Source organism: Rhizobium leguminosarum (assembly GCF_001679785.1).
Taxonomy (GTDB): Bacteria; Pseudomonadota; Alphaproteobacteria; order Rhizobiales; family Rhizobiaceae; genus Rhizobium; species Rhizobium leguminosarum_R.
Genome location: NZ_CP016286.1, coordinates 4493945 through 4508458, shown reverse-complemented (window position 1 = coordinate 4508458; position 14514 = coordinate 4493945). Strand labels below are relative to the sequence as shown.

At 62.0% G+C, this 14514-nt stretch carries 15 protein-coding genes and 1 pseudogene; 8 read left to right on the top strand and 8 right to left on the bottom strand.

The genetic code is table 11. The annotated features are described in order from the left end of the window. Positions 1–22 precede the first annotated feature (22 nt). From hpf to lptC, 6 genes are all read right to left on the bottom strand, one after another. A complete protein-coding gene (hpf, locus tag BA011_RS21915) occupies positions 23–598 on the bottom strand; it encodes a ribosome hibernation-promoting factor, HPF/YfiA family (RefSeq protein ID WP_017958734.1) in 576 nt (191 codons plus the stop codon). 292 nt (positions 599–890) lie between these two features. Then, a complete protein-coding gene (locus tag BA011_RS21910) occupies positions 891–1814 on the bottom strand; it encodes a DMT family transporter (protein ID WP_065281988.1) in 924 nt (307 codons plus the stop codon). 129 nt (positions 1815–1943) lie between these two features. Next, complete coding sequence (gene rpoN, locus BA011_RS21905; RefSeq protein WP_065281987.1) at positions 1944–3503, bottom strand: RNA polymerase factor sigma-54; 1560 nt, start codon at positions 3501–3503, stop codon at positions 1944–1946. A gap of 173 nt (positions 3504–3676) precedes the next feature. Next, a complete protein-coding gene (lptB, locus tag BA011_RS21900; protein ID WP_003556077.1) occupies positions 3677–4453 on the bottom strand; it encodes an LPS export ABC transporter ATP-binding protein in 777 nt (258 codons plus the stop codon). A gap of 40 nt (positions 4454–4493) precedes the next feature. Further along, the gene (locus BA011_RS21895; protein ID WP_065281986.1) at positions 4494–5135 is read right to left on the bottom strand and encodes an LptA/OstA family protein; all 642 of its coding nucleotides are present in this window, start codon (positions 5133–5135) and stop codon (positions 4494–4496) included. A gap of 15 nt (positions 5136–5150) precedes the next feature. After that, entirely contained in the window at positions 5151–5816 is a 666-nt protein-coding gene (gene lptC, locus BA011_RS21890; protein ID WP_017958730.1) for an LPS export ABC transporter periplasmic protein LptC, read from the bottom strand. 225 nt (positions 5817–6041) lie between these two features. Here lptC and sppA point away from each other — a divergent pair, with 225 nt between their 5' ends. The 3 genes from sppA to BA011_RS21875 all read left to right on the top strand — a co-directional run bounded on the left by sppA (position 6042) and on the right by BA011_RS21875 (position 7814). Then, positions 6042–6992 carry a signal peptide peptidase SppA gene (gene sppA / locus BA011_RS21885; protein ID WP_065282624.1) on the top strand — a complete coding sequence of 317 codons (951 nt, stop codon included), beginning with the start codon at positions 6042–6044 and terminating at the stop codon, positions 6990–6992. A gap of 29 nt (positions 6993–7021) precedes the next feature. Further along, positions 7022–7321, top strand: a complete 300-nt coding sequence (locus BA011_RS21880; RefSeq protein ID WP_003544934.1) for an integration host factor subunit beta — start codon at positions 7022–7024, stop codon at positions 7319–7321. Positions 7322–7481: 160 nt separating this feature from the next. Beyond that, a complete protein-coding gene (locus BA011_RS21875) occupies positions 7482–7814 on the top strand; it encodes a LapA family protein (RefSeq protein WP_017958728.1) in 333 nt (110 codons plus the stop codon). A gap of 52 nt (positions 7815–7866) precedes the next feature. On the opposite strand, the gene BA011_RS21870 is transcribed toward BA011_RS21875, so the two are convergent. Further along, entirely contained in the window at positions 7867–8301 is a 435-nt protein-coding gene (locus BA011_RS21870; RefSeq protein ID WP_062943816.1) for a GNAT family N-acetyltransferase, read from the bottom strand. A gap of 35 nt (positions 8302–8336) precedes the next feature. After that, a complete protein-coding gene (locus BA011_RS21865; protein ID WP_065281985.1) occupies positions 8337–8792 on the bottom strand; it encodes an SRPBCC family protein in 456 nt (151 codons plus the stop codon). 68 nt (positions 8793–8860) lie between these two features. On the opposite strand from BA011_RS21865, the pseudogene BA011_RS21860 reads away from it, so the two are divergent. From BA011_RS21860 to BA011_RS21840, 5 genes and pseudogenes are all read left to right on the top strand, one after another. Further along, positions 8861–9495 (top strand): annotated as a pseudogene (locus BA011_RS21860) (NUDIX hydrolase). Between the two features lie 333 nt (positions 9496–9828). After that, positions 9829–10758 (top strand): class I SAM-dependent methyltransferase, encoded by a 930-nt coding sequence (locus BA011_RS21855; protein ID WP_420493433.1) that lies wholly within the window; start codon positions 9829–9831, stop codon positions 10756–10758. After that, entirely contained in the window at positions 10755–11615 is an 861-nt protein-coding gene (locus tag BA011_RS21850) for a TrmH family RNA methyltransferase (RefSeq protein ID WP_065281982.1), read from the top strand. The genes BA011_RS21855 and BA011_RS21850 overlap by 4 nt, the downstream gene beginning before the upstream one ends. Next, entirely contained in the window at positions 11612–12115 is a 504-nt protein-coding gene (lspA, locus tag BA011_RS21845; protein ID WP_065281981.1) for a signal peptidase II, read from the top strand. Before BA011_RS21850 ends, lspA begins: the two co-directional genes overlap by 4 nt. Positions 12116–12170: 55 nt before the next feature. Then, positions 12171–14453 (top strand): ATP-binding protein, encoded by a 2283-nt coding sequence (locus tag BA011_RS21840; protein ID WP_065281980.1) that lies wholly within the window; start codon positions 12171–12173, stop codon positions 14451–14453. Positions 14454–14514: the final 61 nt, after the last annotated feature.

Genomic DNA, 14514 nt, shown 5'->3' with positions numbered 1-14514 from the left:
ACCGCCGCTCACCACCCTGATCTCAGCCTTTGATACTGGCTGAATCGATCCAGCCAATATTTCCGTCGTGCCGACGGTAAACGATGTTCAGATGTTCCTTGCCGGGGCTGCGGAACAGAAGAAGCGGCTCGTCGGTCATGTCGAGCGCCATCACTGCGGTGGCGACCGACATGGTCTTCAGCTGCTTCGTGCTTTCAGCGACGATCGCCGGAGCGAAATCGTCGGCGATTTCATCATCGTGATCAGGAACGGAATCCATAACCGTGTAGGAGACCTCTGCAAAACCATTCAGATGGTTTCCGGCGTGATGGTCCTTCAGCTTGCGCTTGTAACGCCGCAGCCGCTTTTCGATCCGCTGGGAAGCCGCGTCGAAAGCCAATTGCGGGTCGGTCGCCTCGCCGGCTGCATGCAGCACCACCCCGCTGTCGAGATGAAGCTTGCAATCCGCCGAGTAACGAGAACTCGCCTTTTCCACGGTCACCTGGCCGGAATATCCCCCGTCGAAGTATTTCGTGATGGCCATACCAATTTGGTCCTCGATCTTTTGACGGAACGATTCACCAATTTCCATATGTTTCCCGGATACACGCACACTCATGGAGTTTCCCTTCTTATGGTCGTTTGCGGGTATCAGTTTACGCCAAGCCTCAGGTTCATCCAAGCACTTCGCACAATCTCAAGCAAGATCGGCTTAGGCCTGCGGGTCCTTGGTGCCCTTCTGATGCTGGGGATAACTCCAGACGCCGTTCACGGCATCGATTGCGGCGGGCTTCTAGCCAGAGCTTGCCTAAAAGTCAATAGGGCGCCGAATCACCATCGCCGGCACTCGGTCAACGGGTGGCGGATACCTTGCCGGCCAAGGCATACCGCCGATCGCCACCCTGTCTACTTTACGCGTTTCGCGCTTGCGTTGCGCGCCTTCTTGCGGGGATCGTCATGGCGGCGACACCTGATATGACGCAAACGAGTCCGATCCAGGCCGTCGAGCTCAGCCTTTCGTCGAGGAAGACGATGCCGATCGCAACACCGATCGGCACTCTGAGATAGGCTTGCGCGGTGGTTCCGACCGAACCCAGCGTCTGGACAAGACGGAAATAGATCACAAAGGCAAGCGCCGTCGAGAAGGCGGAGAGGGCCAGCAGCGCCAGCATCGATGCCGCCGAAGGATCGATTTCCCACGGCCGATCGACGACGAGGCTCATCGGCAAGAGAATGACCGCGCCCGAGATCAACGAGCCAGCCGCCGGCACTGCGGGATCGAGCCCCTTGAAGTTCTTGCTGAAAATCGCGGCACCTGCATAACAGATGGTCGCCAGGATGATGGCAAGCTGCGCCATCAGGTTTTCACCGAGACCACCGAGCGCTTCGACGCCGATGACGAGGCAGATGCCGGCAAGCCCGGCCATGACGCCGAAAAGCCGTCGCAGCGTCACCTGCTCATGGCCGGTGATCAGCACGGCCAGCAGGAAGGTGAAAATCGGCGTTGCCGAATTCAGGATCACCGCCAATCCGGCATCGACGAACTGTTCCGCCCAGGCGATCAGCGTGAAGGGGACGACGCTGTTCAGGCAGGCCTGAACGAAAAACCGCCGCCAGGTGGCACGATCGCGCGGCAGACGGACACGCCGGTGGTGCAGGACGGCCAGCAGAATGCCGCCGGCAATCAGCGTGCGGGCGGCGATCAACGTTATCGGCGGGATCGTCTCGACGCCGATCTTGATGAAGCTATAGGAGGAACCCCAGAGGGTCGCCAGCACCAGCAGCAGGAAAAGCTCCCTGGCAAGGTTCTGATTTTGCGGCGTCATGGTCGGCATTTCGATCTTCGTTGAAGACAATTCAAAGGGTTGCGGCGCCGTTGCGCGTCTGAAAAGACGCGTGGCGCTGGAGAGGAATAGCGGGATTTGCGGGCCGGATGCTTCGATCGAGGTCGAAGCATTGCTGCGTCAGAAGCCCGCGACCTTGGCGAGCGCCCGCTTCTCGCGGCGGCGCTGGACCGAAGAGGCGATGTTCATTGCCTCCCTGTATTTCGCAACGGTGCGGCGGGCGAGATCGACGCCACCCTTCTTCAGCATGTCGACGATATCGTCATCGGAAAGCACCGCCTCCGGGCTCTCCTGCAGGATCAGCGCACGGATCTTGTGACGCACGGCCTCGGCCGAATGGCTGTCGCCGCCGGCGACGGCGCTGATCGAGACGGTGAAGAAATATTTGAGTTCAAAGAGGCCGCGCGGCGTCAGCATATATTTGTTCGACGTGACGCGACTGACGGTGGATTCATGCATCTTGATCGCTTCGGCGACCGTTTTCAGGTTCAGCGGGCGCAGGTGATCGACGCCGTGCAGCAGGAAGGCGTCCTGCTGGCGGACGATTTCGCTTGCCACCTTCATGATGGTTTTTGCCCGCTGGTCGAGGCTGCGCGTCAGCCAGTTGGCGCTCTGCAGGCAATCGGAGAGGAAGGCGTGGTCCTCGCCGTTCTTCGTCACACGGGAAAAATAGGATTGGTTGACCAGCACGCGCGGCAGCGTATCCGGATTGAGCTCGACCAGCCAGCCGCCGTCCGAGGCGGGCCTGACGACTACATCCGGCGTGATCGCTTCGGAAACACCCGCTTCGAAGCCGCTGCCGGGCTTGGGATTGAGCTGACGGATCTCGCCGAGCATGTCGAGAAGATCTTCCTCGTCGACGCCGCAGAGCCGCTTCAGCGTGGCAAAATCGCGCCGGGCCAGCAGTTCGAGGTTTTCGACCAGAGCCTGCATGGCCGGGTCGTACCGGTCCTTCTGCCTGAGCTGGATCGCCAGGCATTCGGCGAGGCTACGGGCGAAAACACCTGGCGGATCAAGGCTCTGCAGGGTGGCAAGCACGCGCTCGGCCTGTACGAGGCTCGTGCCCAGCCTCTCGCCCGCCTCGACGATATCGGCCTGCAGATAACCGCAGTCGTCGAGCTGGTCGACGAAATTCTGCGCGATCAGCCGGTCGGCCATGTCAGGCAGGACGAAAGGGATCTGCTGGGCGAGATGATCGCGCAGCGACACCTGGCCGGCGACGAAATCGTCGAGATCGTAGTCGGCGCCCTCACCGCTGCCCGGCATCGACTTCCACTGGCTGACGAGTTCCGGCGCATCGAGGCGCTGCGGGGCACCGTCATCAGGAAAGACATTGGTGTAATTGGCGTCGAGTTCGTCGTTCAGCCGGCTGGTGCTGGCGCTGCCGCCATTGTCATACCAGTCGCTGGAGAGCGCCTCGGTGCGGTTGTCGTAGCCGTCGTCGGAGCCGGCATCCTCGGGCTGATGAGCATATTCTCCATCTTCGGCATCGCCGCGTTCACCGCCCGCCTCGCCGTCATTCGACGGAAATTCGAGCAGCGGGTTCTTCTCCACTTCCAGGGCGATGAACTGGTTGAGTTCGAAATGAGTCATCTGCAGCAACTGGATGGATTGCATCAGTTGCGGTGTCATCACCAAAGACTGGGTCTGGCGCAGGAAAAGATTGGCGGACAGTGCCATGACGGACGCGAAACTCCCCTCGATTCCTCCGGGAAACCGCGTCCGATCAAGGCTTCAGGCCACGGAAATCCAAGTTGGCCCAAAAATTGCTTTTTTATTGTATTTGGTCAAGCGGAACTATGACGGCACTGTGAATTTCTGCCGATCCGGCCTAAAATCATCCGGATCCGGCGTCAGAGGCTGAAATTGTCGCCGAGGTAGAGCCGGCGCACTTCCGGATTGTTGACGATGTCGTTCGCCCGGCCATGGGTCAGCACCTCACCGGCATGGATGATGTAGGCGCGGTCGATCAGACCCAGCGTCTCGCGCACATTGTGGTCGGTAATGAGAACGCCGATGCCGCGCGCCGTCAGGTGGTGAACGAGATTCTGGATGTCGGCGACCGAGATCGGGTCGACGCCGGCAAAGGGCTCGTCGAGCAGCATGAAGGTCGGGTCGGTCGCAAGCGCACGCGCGATTTCGAGGCGGCGGCGCTCACCGCCGGACAGGGCGACGGCGGCACTCTTGCGCAGCTTCTGGATATGGAATTCCTCCAGCAGCTCGTTCAGCTTCTGCTCGCGCTCGGCCTTGTCCTTCACATGCACTTCGAGGACGGCGCGGATATTCTCTTCCACCGTCAGGCCGCGGAAGATCGAGGCTTCCTGCGGCAGGTAACCGACGCCGAGGCGCGAGCGGCGGTACATCGGCATGGTCGTGACGTCGTTGCCGTCGATCTCGATCGTGCCTTCATCGACCGGCACGAGGCCGGTGATCATGTAAAAACAGGTGGTCTTGCCGGCGCCGTTCGGGCCGAGCAGGCCGACGGCCTCGCCACGGCGCACCACCAGCGAGACGCCGTTGACGACGCGCCGCGTCGCATAGGTCTTCGTCAGACCCCGTGCGATCAGCGTTCCCTGATAGCGGCTCTTGTCGGCGGCACCCGCAGCTTGTGGCCCGGGCTTGCCGAACATGGTGGATAGCGATGATAATTTCACGTGGGAGGCCGGCTTCTCAGTTCTGCTTCTGCTGCTGCGCATTCGGCTGCGATTTCGGATCGAGCTGAATCTGGACACGCCCGCCGCAGCTTTCAAGCTGCGCCTGACCGGTCTGCATATGAACCGTCAGTTTGCAGCCGGTAAAGACGTTCGGCCCGTCCGACAGAATAACTTTATTCCCCTCATCCGCCGTGAGGATGAATGTCTGCGAGGCCATGTCGAAATTGCCGTCATCGGCGGTCGCCGTCTGCGTGCCCGAGCTCAGGAAGACCTTGTCCGTCACCAGGATCTTGTCGATATCGGCACTTCCCGATGCAAGCGAGGCCGACTGTTCCGGCTGCGCTGCGGGCTGCGCGCCGTCAGCAGCCGGCTTTGCCGCCTTGTCCTTGTAATAGACGGTCATCTTGCCGGACTGCATCGTCGTTGTCCCCTGGACGACCTTGACGTTGCCAGTGAAGAGCGCGGTGTGTTCCTGGTCGTGGATCTCCAGCTTGTCGCTTTCGATCTGGATCGGCTGGTCGTTGGAAAGCTTCATGCCCGGCATCGTCGCCGTCGCCTGCTGCGCGCCGGCGCCTGAGGCCGTCAGAATAAGGGCAAATGCGCCGGCAATGAATGCCAAGCCAGTCTTGCAAGTGGAAATGCGACAATCTTTTGTCATGGATGACCCGGCTGGTTAAGTGCCCTGTTTATGGATGGTGGATGGATCGACATTCATGCGAACATTCCCCTCGAATGTGATCACCCGTCCCTTATCCGTTATCTGAAGCGTCTTCGCAACAATGGAGGCATTGTCCTTGGTGATGGTGACGGGGTCGTCGCTCCGCATGTTTCCGCCCTTGATGTCGAGCTGCGCGGACTGGAAATTCGCATTGAGGCCACTGCTCAGCACCAGGGTGAAGGGAGCCGTCATATGCAGATTGTCGGTGGCGCGGTTGTAATCGGCGGTCGAGGCGACGACGCGGGCGATCAGGCCGTCATTCATCGGCACGGCGGCCTTGATGGTCTCGAGGGTGATGAGATCGGGATTGCGGATATCCTGCAGCGCCCTTTCGGCCAGCATCGAATAATTGATGCCGTCGGAATTGCGGCCTGATATCGCCGGCTTTTCCATCACGACCTTGCCGTTCTCGATCTTGGCGCCTTCCATCTTGATGTTCTCGGGCAGATAGATGCTGACCAACGCCACCGCGGTGAGGCTCGCCGCGATGATGAGGGCCGCCACAGGCAGCAATATCTTCAGCCGCCGCACGCGGGCGGAATGGAACAACGCATCGCCATAAGCGCTCCTGCCGGACCCTGAATAGGCGGCATGTCCGTTGTTCTTCAGGGTATCGAGCATAAGCCTCGTCCATGTGCGGTGATCGCCGCGCCTCTATAACAAAGCCGGCCGCCAATCACAGTTCGTTTCGCATTATTACATTGGCTTGCCAATATGGAATTTTTTCTGCAACAAGCAACAAAATGGAAAAACATTGAAAAGTGGCATTCGTACGGGCCGCTGCCACCCTATTTCACCGGATCGATCGGCGGCAAGCCGAAACCGGTGCCAGCGCTGGAGGTTTCTATGGACAGTTCGATGATCGCCGATCGCCGGCGGCTGCGCCGCAAGCTCGGCTTCTGGCGCCTCGTCGCGGTGGCCCTCATCGTGGCACTTGGTTTCGCCTTCTACCGCTTTGCTCTCGGCGATGCCGGGACGCAGCGCCCGCACATCGCCCATGTGACGATATCCGGGCTGATCGTCGACGACGACGAGCTTCTCGAGCGGCTGAAGAAGGTCGAAACCAGCGACCAGGTGAAGGCAGCGGTGATTTCGATCTCCTCGCCCGGCGGCACGACCTATGGCGGCGAAAAAGTCTTCAAGGCGATCCGTGCGATATCGGCCAAGAAGCCTGTCGTCTCCGACGTGCGCACGCTTGCCGCTTCCGCCGGCTACATGATCGCCACCGCCGGCGATACGATCATTGCCGGCGACAGCTCGATCACCGGTTCGATCGGCGTCATCTTCCAGTATCCGCAGATCCAGCCGCTGCTCGACAAAATCGGCGTCTCGCTGCAGGAGATCAAGTCCTCGCCGCTGAAGGCCGAGCCCTCGCCCTTCCACGAGGCGAGCGAGGAAGCCAAGGCGATGATCCGCAACATGGTGGTCGACAGCTATAACTGGTTCGTCGACCTGGTCGCCGACCGGCGCAAGCTGCCGCGCGACGAGGCGCTGAAACTGGCCGACGGCACGATCTATACCGGCCGCCAGGCGCTGAAGGCTAAACTCGTCGATACAATCGGCGGCGAGGCTGAGATCCGCGCCTATCTGACGTCACGCGGCGTCGACAGCGATCTGCCGATGGTAGACTGGGACAAGAAGAGCAATACGCCCTTTCTGCTCGCTGGGGCTGTTTCGCGGTTGATTACGATCTTCGGTTATGGTGATCTCATGAAAACCCAGGATATCAATGGAATCCTGCCCCCAAAGTTGCTTCTTGACGGGCTGCTTTCAGTTTGGCAGGTTGGCCACGATTGATAAGAAATCAATAATTTAAGGGGGCGAAAGTGATCAAGTCCGAATTGGTGCAGATTGTTGCGGCACGCAACCCGCATCTCTATCATCGCGACGTCGAGAATATCGTCAACGCGGTTCTCGACGAGATCACGGATGCACTGGCTGCGGGTAACCGAGTCGAATTGCGCGGCTTTGGCGCCTTTTCGGTCAAGAACCGCCCTTCGCGCTCCGGCCGCAACCCGCGGACCGGCGATACCGTCTTCGTCGAGGAGAAGTGGGTTCCCTTCTTCAAGACCGGCAAGGAGCTGCGCGAGCGGCTTAATCCCGGCCAGGCCGACGAAGAGGATTGAGCCGTCGCTGCCTGCGGCGAAACCGCACTTGAACTCGAGGGCCGTTTTCCTATTCTGGTAGTTCATCGTGCTTTCCGCGTCTTACAAAGACGCGTGGCGCTGCAAGCATGAAACGCGCCCTTCAAAAATACCGGCGCAATCTGCCGCGTGGAGACCTCAAATGGCCAAGAAGATCGTCAACCTGTTGATTCTGCTGCCGCTCGGCGTCATCCTCATCGTCTTCTGCGTCGCCAACCGGCAGAGCGTCACGCTCGCCTTCAATCCGTTCCGGCCGGAAGACCAGGTGCTTGCAGTTTCCGCGCCCTTCTTCGTCTTCCTGGTCGTCGCGCTGATCACGGGCATGCTGATCGGGGCGGCCGCCACCTGGTTCAGCCAGGGCAAACACCGCAAGCGCGCCCGCACCGAGGCCAAGGAGGCCATCCGCTGGCAAAGCGAGGCCGACCGCCACAAGAACCGCGCAGAAGAAATTGCCGGGCAGCTGCCGGCGCGGTAAAACTGGTCAGCATTCGATTGGCTCGGGTTCGGCGGCCGGCTTTCGGCGGCCGTCAAACCGGAAAAAAGCTCAGTTCCTCATAGTCGCCCTCCGGGGAGGTGCCGTTGCCGGTCACCTGGAAACCGTGGGCGAGGTAGAACGCCTTTGCCCGCCGGTTCTTCACCAGGCACTTCAGCCGATACCGGTGCTGCGGCCATTCCGGCAGGGCGTGCAGCAGCGCCGTGCCGGCGCCCTGACCCTGGAATTCCGGTTTTAGGTAGAGCATGTGGATGAAGTCGTCCTCCGGCCAAAGCGACAGGAAGCCGGCGACGCTGCCGCTTTCATGCGCGCAGACGAAGACCGTCTCGCCATTGGTATGGGCGGCGAAATCCTCGCGATGGAATTTGCCCGGATCGACCCAGACGAATGTTTCGCGGCGCACGGAAAGGTAAATCTCCGCAAGCACTTCCTGATCTTCCGCCCGCGGCGGCCTGATGGTCCACGTCATGACGTCGATTTAAACACCCCCGGCCCGCGCCAAGCCTAACCGGCTGCCATCTTCGCGACGACGGCAGCATTGAAGTCCGAAAAGAACCCTTCGGCGAGCCTCTGCGAGGTCGAATCGAGCAGGCGGGCGCCGAGCTGGGCGAGCCTGCCGCCGAGTTCGGCCTTCGACCGGTAGCGCAGGATCGTCTCGGCTCCCCGTTCCTCAAGCACGACATCGGCGCTGCCCCTGGCGAAGCCGGCAAGGCCGCCCTTGCCTTCGGCCGACAGCGTATAGCTCCTCGGTGCATCGACATTGGAAAGCGTCAGCAGCCCATGGAAGGTGGCAGACAGCAGGCTGAACTTGACCTTGATCGTCGCCTCGAAGACATCAGGCGACAGCCGCTCGATGCTCTGGCAGCCCGGAATGCAGCCGCGCATCATCTCGGGATCGTTGAGCGCTGCCCAGACGACGTCCCGCGGCGCGGCGATGCGTTCTTCGCCGGTGAAATCCATTCGATGGCCCCATCTTCGATTCGCTCATCTTATCCCAGCGGGAAAGCGCTTTGCCAAGGCGGCACGGAATGTTATCTGCCGGTTGCGATCTGACACACATAGGGGATGGGCCGATGAACGACGAACTGAAGCCCTGGAGCGTGACGGCAAGCCGCATCACCTATGAGGATCGCTGGATCCGGGTCCGGAGCGACGATTGCATCACCGCCGATGGAATCGTCGTCGCGCCCTTCCATGTGCTCGATTATCCCGACTGGATCAACGTCATCCCTGTGATGCCCGACGGACGCGTGCTGCTGACGCGGGAATATCGACATGGCCGCGGCGAAATCATACTCGGTCTGGTCGCCGGCAGCCTCGAACCCGGCGACAGCAAGACCGGCGATGCGGCGATGGCGGCGGCCGAGCGCGAACTCCGGGAGGAGACCGGCTATGAAGCCTCGACCTTCGTCAAGCTGCTCACCTCCTATCCGAATGCCGCCAACCACAGCAACGTGGTGACGAGCTGGCTGGCGCTCGGCCTCAGCCGGGCCGGCGAACCGTCTTTTGACCCGGGCGAGAAGGTTGAGCTGCTGTTTGCGGATCTTGCTGCCATCCTCGGCAAGCTGCAGTCCGGCGCCGTCATCATGCAGTCGATGCATGTCGCAGCCCTCTATGCAGCGGAAAGCTGGCTTCGCACGCGGCCTCCGAAGGCTTGAAATAGGCGACTCGCCGGGAAAACTCTCCTCTTGCCCGGGCTTGGCCGGCGGCGCAGTTGATCCGCCCCGCTTTTCTGGGCTACTGCATATTCAAAGTGCCGCAGTGTCTTTGCGCGCGTTTCAAAAGACGCGCGGGCCTGCAGCCGACGCAAAACCGATAAGACACCCCGATAGAAACGCGGAAGAGCACGTTGAAACAGAAGAAAACATCGGGTCCGTCCGGTGAAAGCCGCAGGGACGATCGGGCAGGCCGGCCGCCGAAGCCGGTCGCGCGGCCCGCGGCAAGCCGTGAGGCGGTGCGCGAGGCTGCTGTGCCTGCCGCCGTCGTGCGTCCCCTGATGACACGCAGCGGCGAGCGCCCGACCGAGCGCGTGCCGGTCATCCTCGAATCGCTCGGGGCCGGCGACTTCCATCTGATCGACAGCGGCAACGGCGAAAAACTCGAGCAATACGGCCCCTATCGCATCATCCGTCCGGAAGCCCAGGCGCTGTGGCGGCCTTCTCTGCCCGCCCATATCTGGGAAAAGGTCGATGCCGCCTTCACCGGCGACACCGACGAGGAAGGCACCGGCCGCTGGCGCTTCCCGAAGGAGGCACTCGGCGAGACCTGGCCGCTCAACCTGCTCGGCGTCGATTTCCTCGGCCGCTTCACCTCCTTCCGCCATGTCGGCGTCTTCCCCGAACAGATCGTGCACTGGAGCTGGATGAAGGATGAGGTCGAAAAGGCCGGCCGGCCGCTGAAAGTGCTGAACCTCTTCGGTTATACCGGCGTCGCCTCGCTGGTTGCCGCCGCTGCCGGCGCCGAGGTCACCCATGTCGACGCCTCGAAGAAGGCGATCGGCTGGGCGCGGGAAAACCAGGCGCTCGGGCGCATGGAGAAGCTGCCGATCCGCTGGATCTGCGAGGATGCGATGAAATTCATCCTGCGCGAGGAACGCCGCGGCAGCCAATACGATATCATCCTCACCGATCCGCCGAAATTCGGCCGTGGCCCCAATGGCGAAGTCTGGCATCTCTTCGAACATCTGCCGTTGATGCTCGATGTCTGCCGCGAGATCCTGTCGCCGAAGGCGGTGGGCCTGGTGCTGACGGCCTATTCGATCCGCGCCAGCTTCTATTCGATCCACGAGCTGATGCGCGAGACGATGCGGGGCGCCGGCGGTGTGGTCGAATCCGGCGAGTTGGTGATTCGCGAAGCCGGCACCGACGGCAAGACGCAGGGCCGCGCGCTTTCCACCTCCCTCTTTTCCCGCTGGGTGCCGAAATGAGCAAGGACTTCCACGATCGGGGACCGCGCAGGGTCGGACAGGTGAAGGAAGTCACTTCGCTCGCCAATCCGATCATCAAGGATATCAAGGCGCTGACGAACAAGAAGTCTCGCGAGGAAAGCGGTACTTTCCTCGCCGAAGGACTGAAGCTCGTCATCGATGCGATCGAACTCGGCTGGGCGATCCGCACGCTGGTCTATGCCAAGGGCGCCAAGGGCAAGCCGCTGGTCGAGCAGATGGCGGCAAAGACCGTCGCCTCGGGCGGGCTGGTGCTCGAGGTCAGCGAAAAGGTGATCGCCTCGATCACCCGCCGCGACAATCCGCAGATGGTCGTCGGCATCTTCGAGCAGCGCTGGACGCCGCTGAAGGGTATCCGACCGAGCGAGGGCGAGACATGGGTGGCGCTCGACCGGGTACGCGACCCCGGCAATCTCGGCACCATCATCCGCACGGCTGATGCGGCTGGGGCTTCCGGCATCATACTTCTCGGAGAAACGACCGATCCCTTCTCGCTCGAAACGGTGCGGGCAACCATGGGCTCGGTCTTTGCCGTTCCGGTCGCGCGGGCGACGCCTGAGGAATTCATTGCCTGGCGGAAATCGGCCGGCGTTTCCGTCGTCGCGACACATCTTGCCGGCGCGGTCGATTACCGGACGATCGACTACCGGAAAAAGCCCGTCGTGCTGTTGATGGGCAACGAACAATCCGGCCTGCCCGAGCAGTTGGCCAGGGAGGCCGACGCGCTTGCCCGCATTCCGCAGCAGGGCCGCGCCGATTCACTCAACCTCGCCGTCGCCACCGCCGTCATGCTTTTCGAGGCACGCCGCCATCTCCTCTCACTTGCCGAGGGCAAATGACCGAACAGACGCATGCACGCCCGGCGCTGTTTTCGCGCCCGGCACCGATCCTCATCTTCATCGTCGTCGCCGTTCTCATCGACCAGGCCGTCAAGATCACTGTTGATCATTACCTGCCGCTGCAGGAGGCGGTGCCCGTCGTTCCGATGCTGGCGCTCTACCGGACCTACAATCTCGGCGTCGCCTTTTCGATGCTATCAGGCATGGACGGCTGGTTCATCGTCGGCATGCGTCTCGTCATCGTCGCCTTCGTCATCTGGCTATGGTACCGCACGGCGAAGGATCGCTGGATCGCTCATCTCGGTTATGCGCTGATCATCGCAGGCGCGATCGGCAATCTCGTTGACCGCTTCGCCTATGGGCATGTGATCGATTACATTCTTTTCTACACCGAGAGCTGGTCATTCGCTGTCTTCAATCTCGCCGACAGTTTCATCACCATCGGCGCCGGCTGCGTCATTCTCGACGAACTGCTGCTGCCGAAAAAGGCCAGCCGCTAAAATCTTATCGAAATCCTGAAGGCATTCGGAACGGGCCTCATGTTAGCCAGATAGCATGCAGAACCTGGGACAGTTGCAGGAAAGATTGTCCGCCGCCTTCGGTGGACCCGCCGCCAAGCCGCATGAGAAGCGGATGGAGGTCCTTTCCCCGCGGCCGAACGCAGCGGCACCCCGGGGCGCCGATGACCGCCAGAGCGGGCCTGCACCGACACGGCGCCTGCTGTTCTACTGGCTTGGCGGCGCCGGCCTTCTTGCCGCAACGATCCTGATGCTACTTGCCCACGCCGGCGATCCGCTGCTGCTTTCGGGTGGTCTCGTCATCCTTGGCCTGGCCGTCATCGCCAGCTATGCCCTGTTGATGGTTCGCTCGCGCAGGGCCGGGCAGCGCCCCGGTCAACCCATGCCGGATTGGGACGCCGGCGTAAAGCTGTTCGCCGACGTGCACGACGTGCTCGGCGACATCACGGTCAGCCGCACCATGGACCGGCGGATCATCTCCGCCAACGATACTTTTCGCCGCCTGACCGGGCGGCTGCGTCCGGAAGGACGCACCTGCGAGGAGATCGGGATTGCCTTCCGCCCCGGCCCGGTACCGCATTGCTACGATGTCGAGATTTCGACGCCGGAGGGCCAGCGCATCTTCCTCTGGCGCGATGTCGTCACCCGCGACCCGGCAAACGGCCGCCTGCTGCTGCAGAGCGTTGCCCGCGACGTGACCGACGAGCGGCTAATCGCACAGGGCCGCGAGGAGGCTCGCCAGAAGGCCGAGTATAACAGCGCCGCCAAATCGAGGCTGCTTGCCACCGTCAGCCACGAGGTGCGCACGCCGCTTTCCGGCATCCTCGGCATGACGCATCTGATCGCCGAGACGCGGCTGACGCAGGAGCAGCAGAACTATCTCGCAAACATCCGCCAGTCCGGCCACGCCTTGACGCAGCTCGTCGAGGATCTGCTCGACTTCTCCACCATCGAAGTCGGCCGCTTCGCGCTGCACCCGCGCTCGGAATCGCTGCGCAAACTGCTGGAAAGCGTCGTCGAGATGCTCGCCCATCGGGCGCATGAAAAGGGCATCGAGATCGGCGCCACCGTGTCATCCGACGTGCCCGAAAATATGAGCTTCGATCCGGCGCGGCTGCGCCAGGTCCTCTTCAACGTCATCGGCAATGCCGTGAAGTTCACCCAGGTCGGCGGCGTCTTCATCCGCGTGTCGCTCGACGCCGGCGACTTGCTGATCACCGTCACCGATAGCGGTCCCGGCATGACGGCGGAGGAGCAGGCGCGCGTCTTCGGCGAGTTCGAGCAGGGCGGGAGCGTTGCCGACAAGAGCAGCGGGACCGGGCTCGGCCTTGCCATCTCCGCCCGCATCATGCGCGAATTCAACGGCGCGCTGACGGTTGCCAGCGAAATGGGCAGAGGCAGCGAATTCACCATCCGCTTCCCTGTCGATATCGGCAGCGAGCGCCCCGACCGGCGAAACACCCTGCTTGCCGGCAACAGTGTCGTACTGCTGGCGCCGGCAGGTGCGGCGCGCACTGCCATCGCCGAAACGATCACTGCGCTCGGCGGTCTCTGCCATCTGGTCGGCGACGGCGAGACGGCGCGGGCAACGCTGCTCGAACTGGCGAAGGGCGGACGGCGGCCGACCGACATCATCATCGACCATCGCATGTCGGCGGAATTTTCCGCTCATCTTGCCGATCGCGCCGAAATCGCCGCACTTGGCCTGCGCAAGGTCCTGCTCGTCAATCCGGAAGAGCGTAGCGCCCATCCGCTTGACCTCTTCGATGCCTGGCTGATCCGGCCGCTGCGCGAACAGTCGCTGATCGACGTGCTGCGCGGGCGCATGCGCGGCATGGAGAAGCGCGATGCGCTGAACGACAACCAGCCGGGTTTCGGGCTTTCGGTGGCGGAGACGCTGGTTGCCGCCAGCGGGCTCAGCATCCTGCTCGGCGAAGACGATCCGATCAATGCCATGCTGGTGCGTGTCGTTCTGGAAAAGGGCGAGCACAAGGTGCGCCATGTCGAAGATTTCGAGACACTGCTCGACTGTGCGCTCTGCGAGGCCAATGCCCGGCCCGATATCATCATCAGCGATCTTTCGATGCCTGGCGGCAACGGTATCGACATGCTGGGACGCCTGCGCGGCCACGAGCGGCGGCTCGATCTCGCCCCGGTGCCGGTGATCGTACTGACTGCCGACAAGAGCGACGAATCACGCCGCCAAGTCTTGCTCAACGGCGCCAACCGCGTCATGATAAAGCCGGTTGATCCGGTGCGGCTGCTGACCGAAGTTCAGGCGGTTGCCGCCCTTTCCGCCCGCCGGGCAGAGGCGCGGTGAGCGCCTTAGAAACCGGCACGCTTCTTGCGCTTGGAAATTCAAAATGTCACTTTCCTGTCGT

What these genes read in the sequence shown, in the direction of transcription:
- BA011_RS21875 (WP_017958728.1), top strand. Translation starts at nt 7,482, where the DNA reads ATGGCCAAGAAGATCGTCAACCTGTTGATTCTGCTGCCGCTCGGCGTC.
- rpoN (WP_065281987.1), bottom strand. Translation starts at nt 3,503, where the DNA reads ATGGCACTGTCCGCCAATCTTTTCCTGCGCCAGACCCAGTCTTTGGTG.
- BA011_RS21895 (WP_065281986.1), bottom strand. Translation starts at nt 5,135, where the DNA reads ATGACAAAAGATTGTCGCATTTCCACTTGCAAGACTGGCTTGGCATTC.
- BA011_RS21850 (WP_065281982.1), top strand. Translation starts at nt 10,755, where the DNA reads ATGAGCAAGGACTTCCACGATCGGGGACCGCGCAGGGTCGGACAGGTG.
- lspA (WP_065281981.1), top strand. Translation starts at nt 11,612, where the DNA reads ATGACCGAACAGACGCATGCACGCCCGGCGCTGTTTTCGCGCCCGGCA.
- BA011_RS21840 (WP_065281980.1), top strand. Translation starts at nt 12,171, where the DNA reads ATGCAGAACCTGGGACAGTTGCAGGAAAGATTGTCCGCCGCCTTCGGT.
- BA011_RS21855 (WP_420493433.1), top strand. Translation starts at nt 9,829, where the DNA reads ATGACACGCAGCGGCGAGCGCCCGACCGAGCGCGTGCCGGTCATCCTC.
- lptC (WP_017958730.1), bottom strand. Translation starts at nt 5,816, where the DNA reads ATGCTCGATACCCTGAAGAACAACGGACATGCCGCCTATTCAGGGTCC.
- BA011_RS21910 (WP_065281988.1), bottom strand. Translation starts at nt 1,814, where the DNA reads ATGCCGACCATGACGCCGCAAAATCAGAACCTTGCCAGGGAGCTTTTC.
- BA011_RS21865 (WP_065281985.1), bottom strand. Translation starts at nt 8,792, where the DNA reads ATGGATTTCACCGGCGAAGAACGCATCGCCGCGCCGCGGGACGTCGTC.
- sppA (WP_065282624.1), top strand. Translation starts at nt 6,042, where the DNA reads ATGGACAGTTCGATGATCGCCGATCGCCGGCGGCTGCGCCGCAAGCTC.
- BA011_RS21870 (WP_062943816.1), bottom strand. Translation starts at nt 8,301, where the DNA reads ATGACGTGGACCATCAGGCCGCCGCGGGCGGAAGATCAGGAAGTGCTT.
- hpf (WP_017958734.1), bottom strand. Translation starts at nt 598, where the DNA reads ATGAGTGTGCGTGTATCCGGGAAACATATGGAAATTGGTGAATCGTTC.
- lptB (WP_003556077.1), bottom strand. Translation starts at nt 4,453, where the DNA reads ATGTTCGGCAAGCCCGGGCCACAAGCTGCGGGTGCCGCCGACAAGAGC.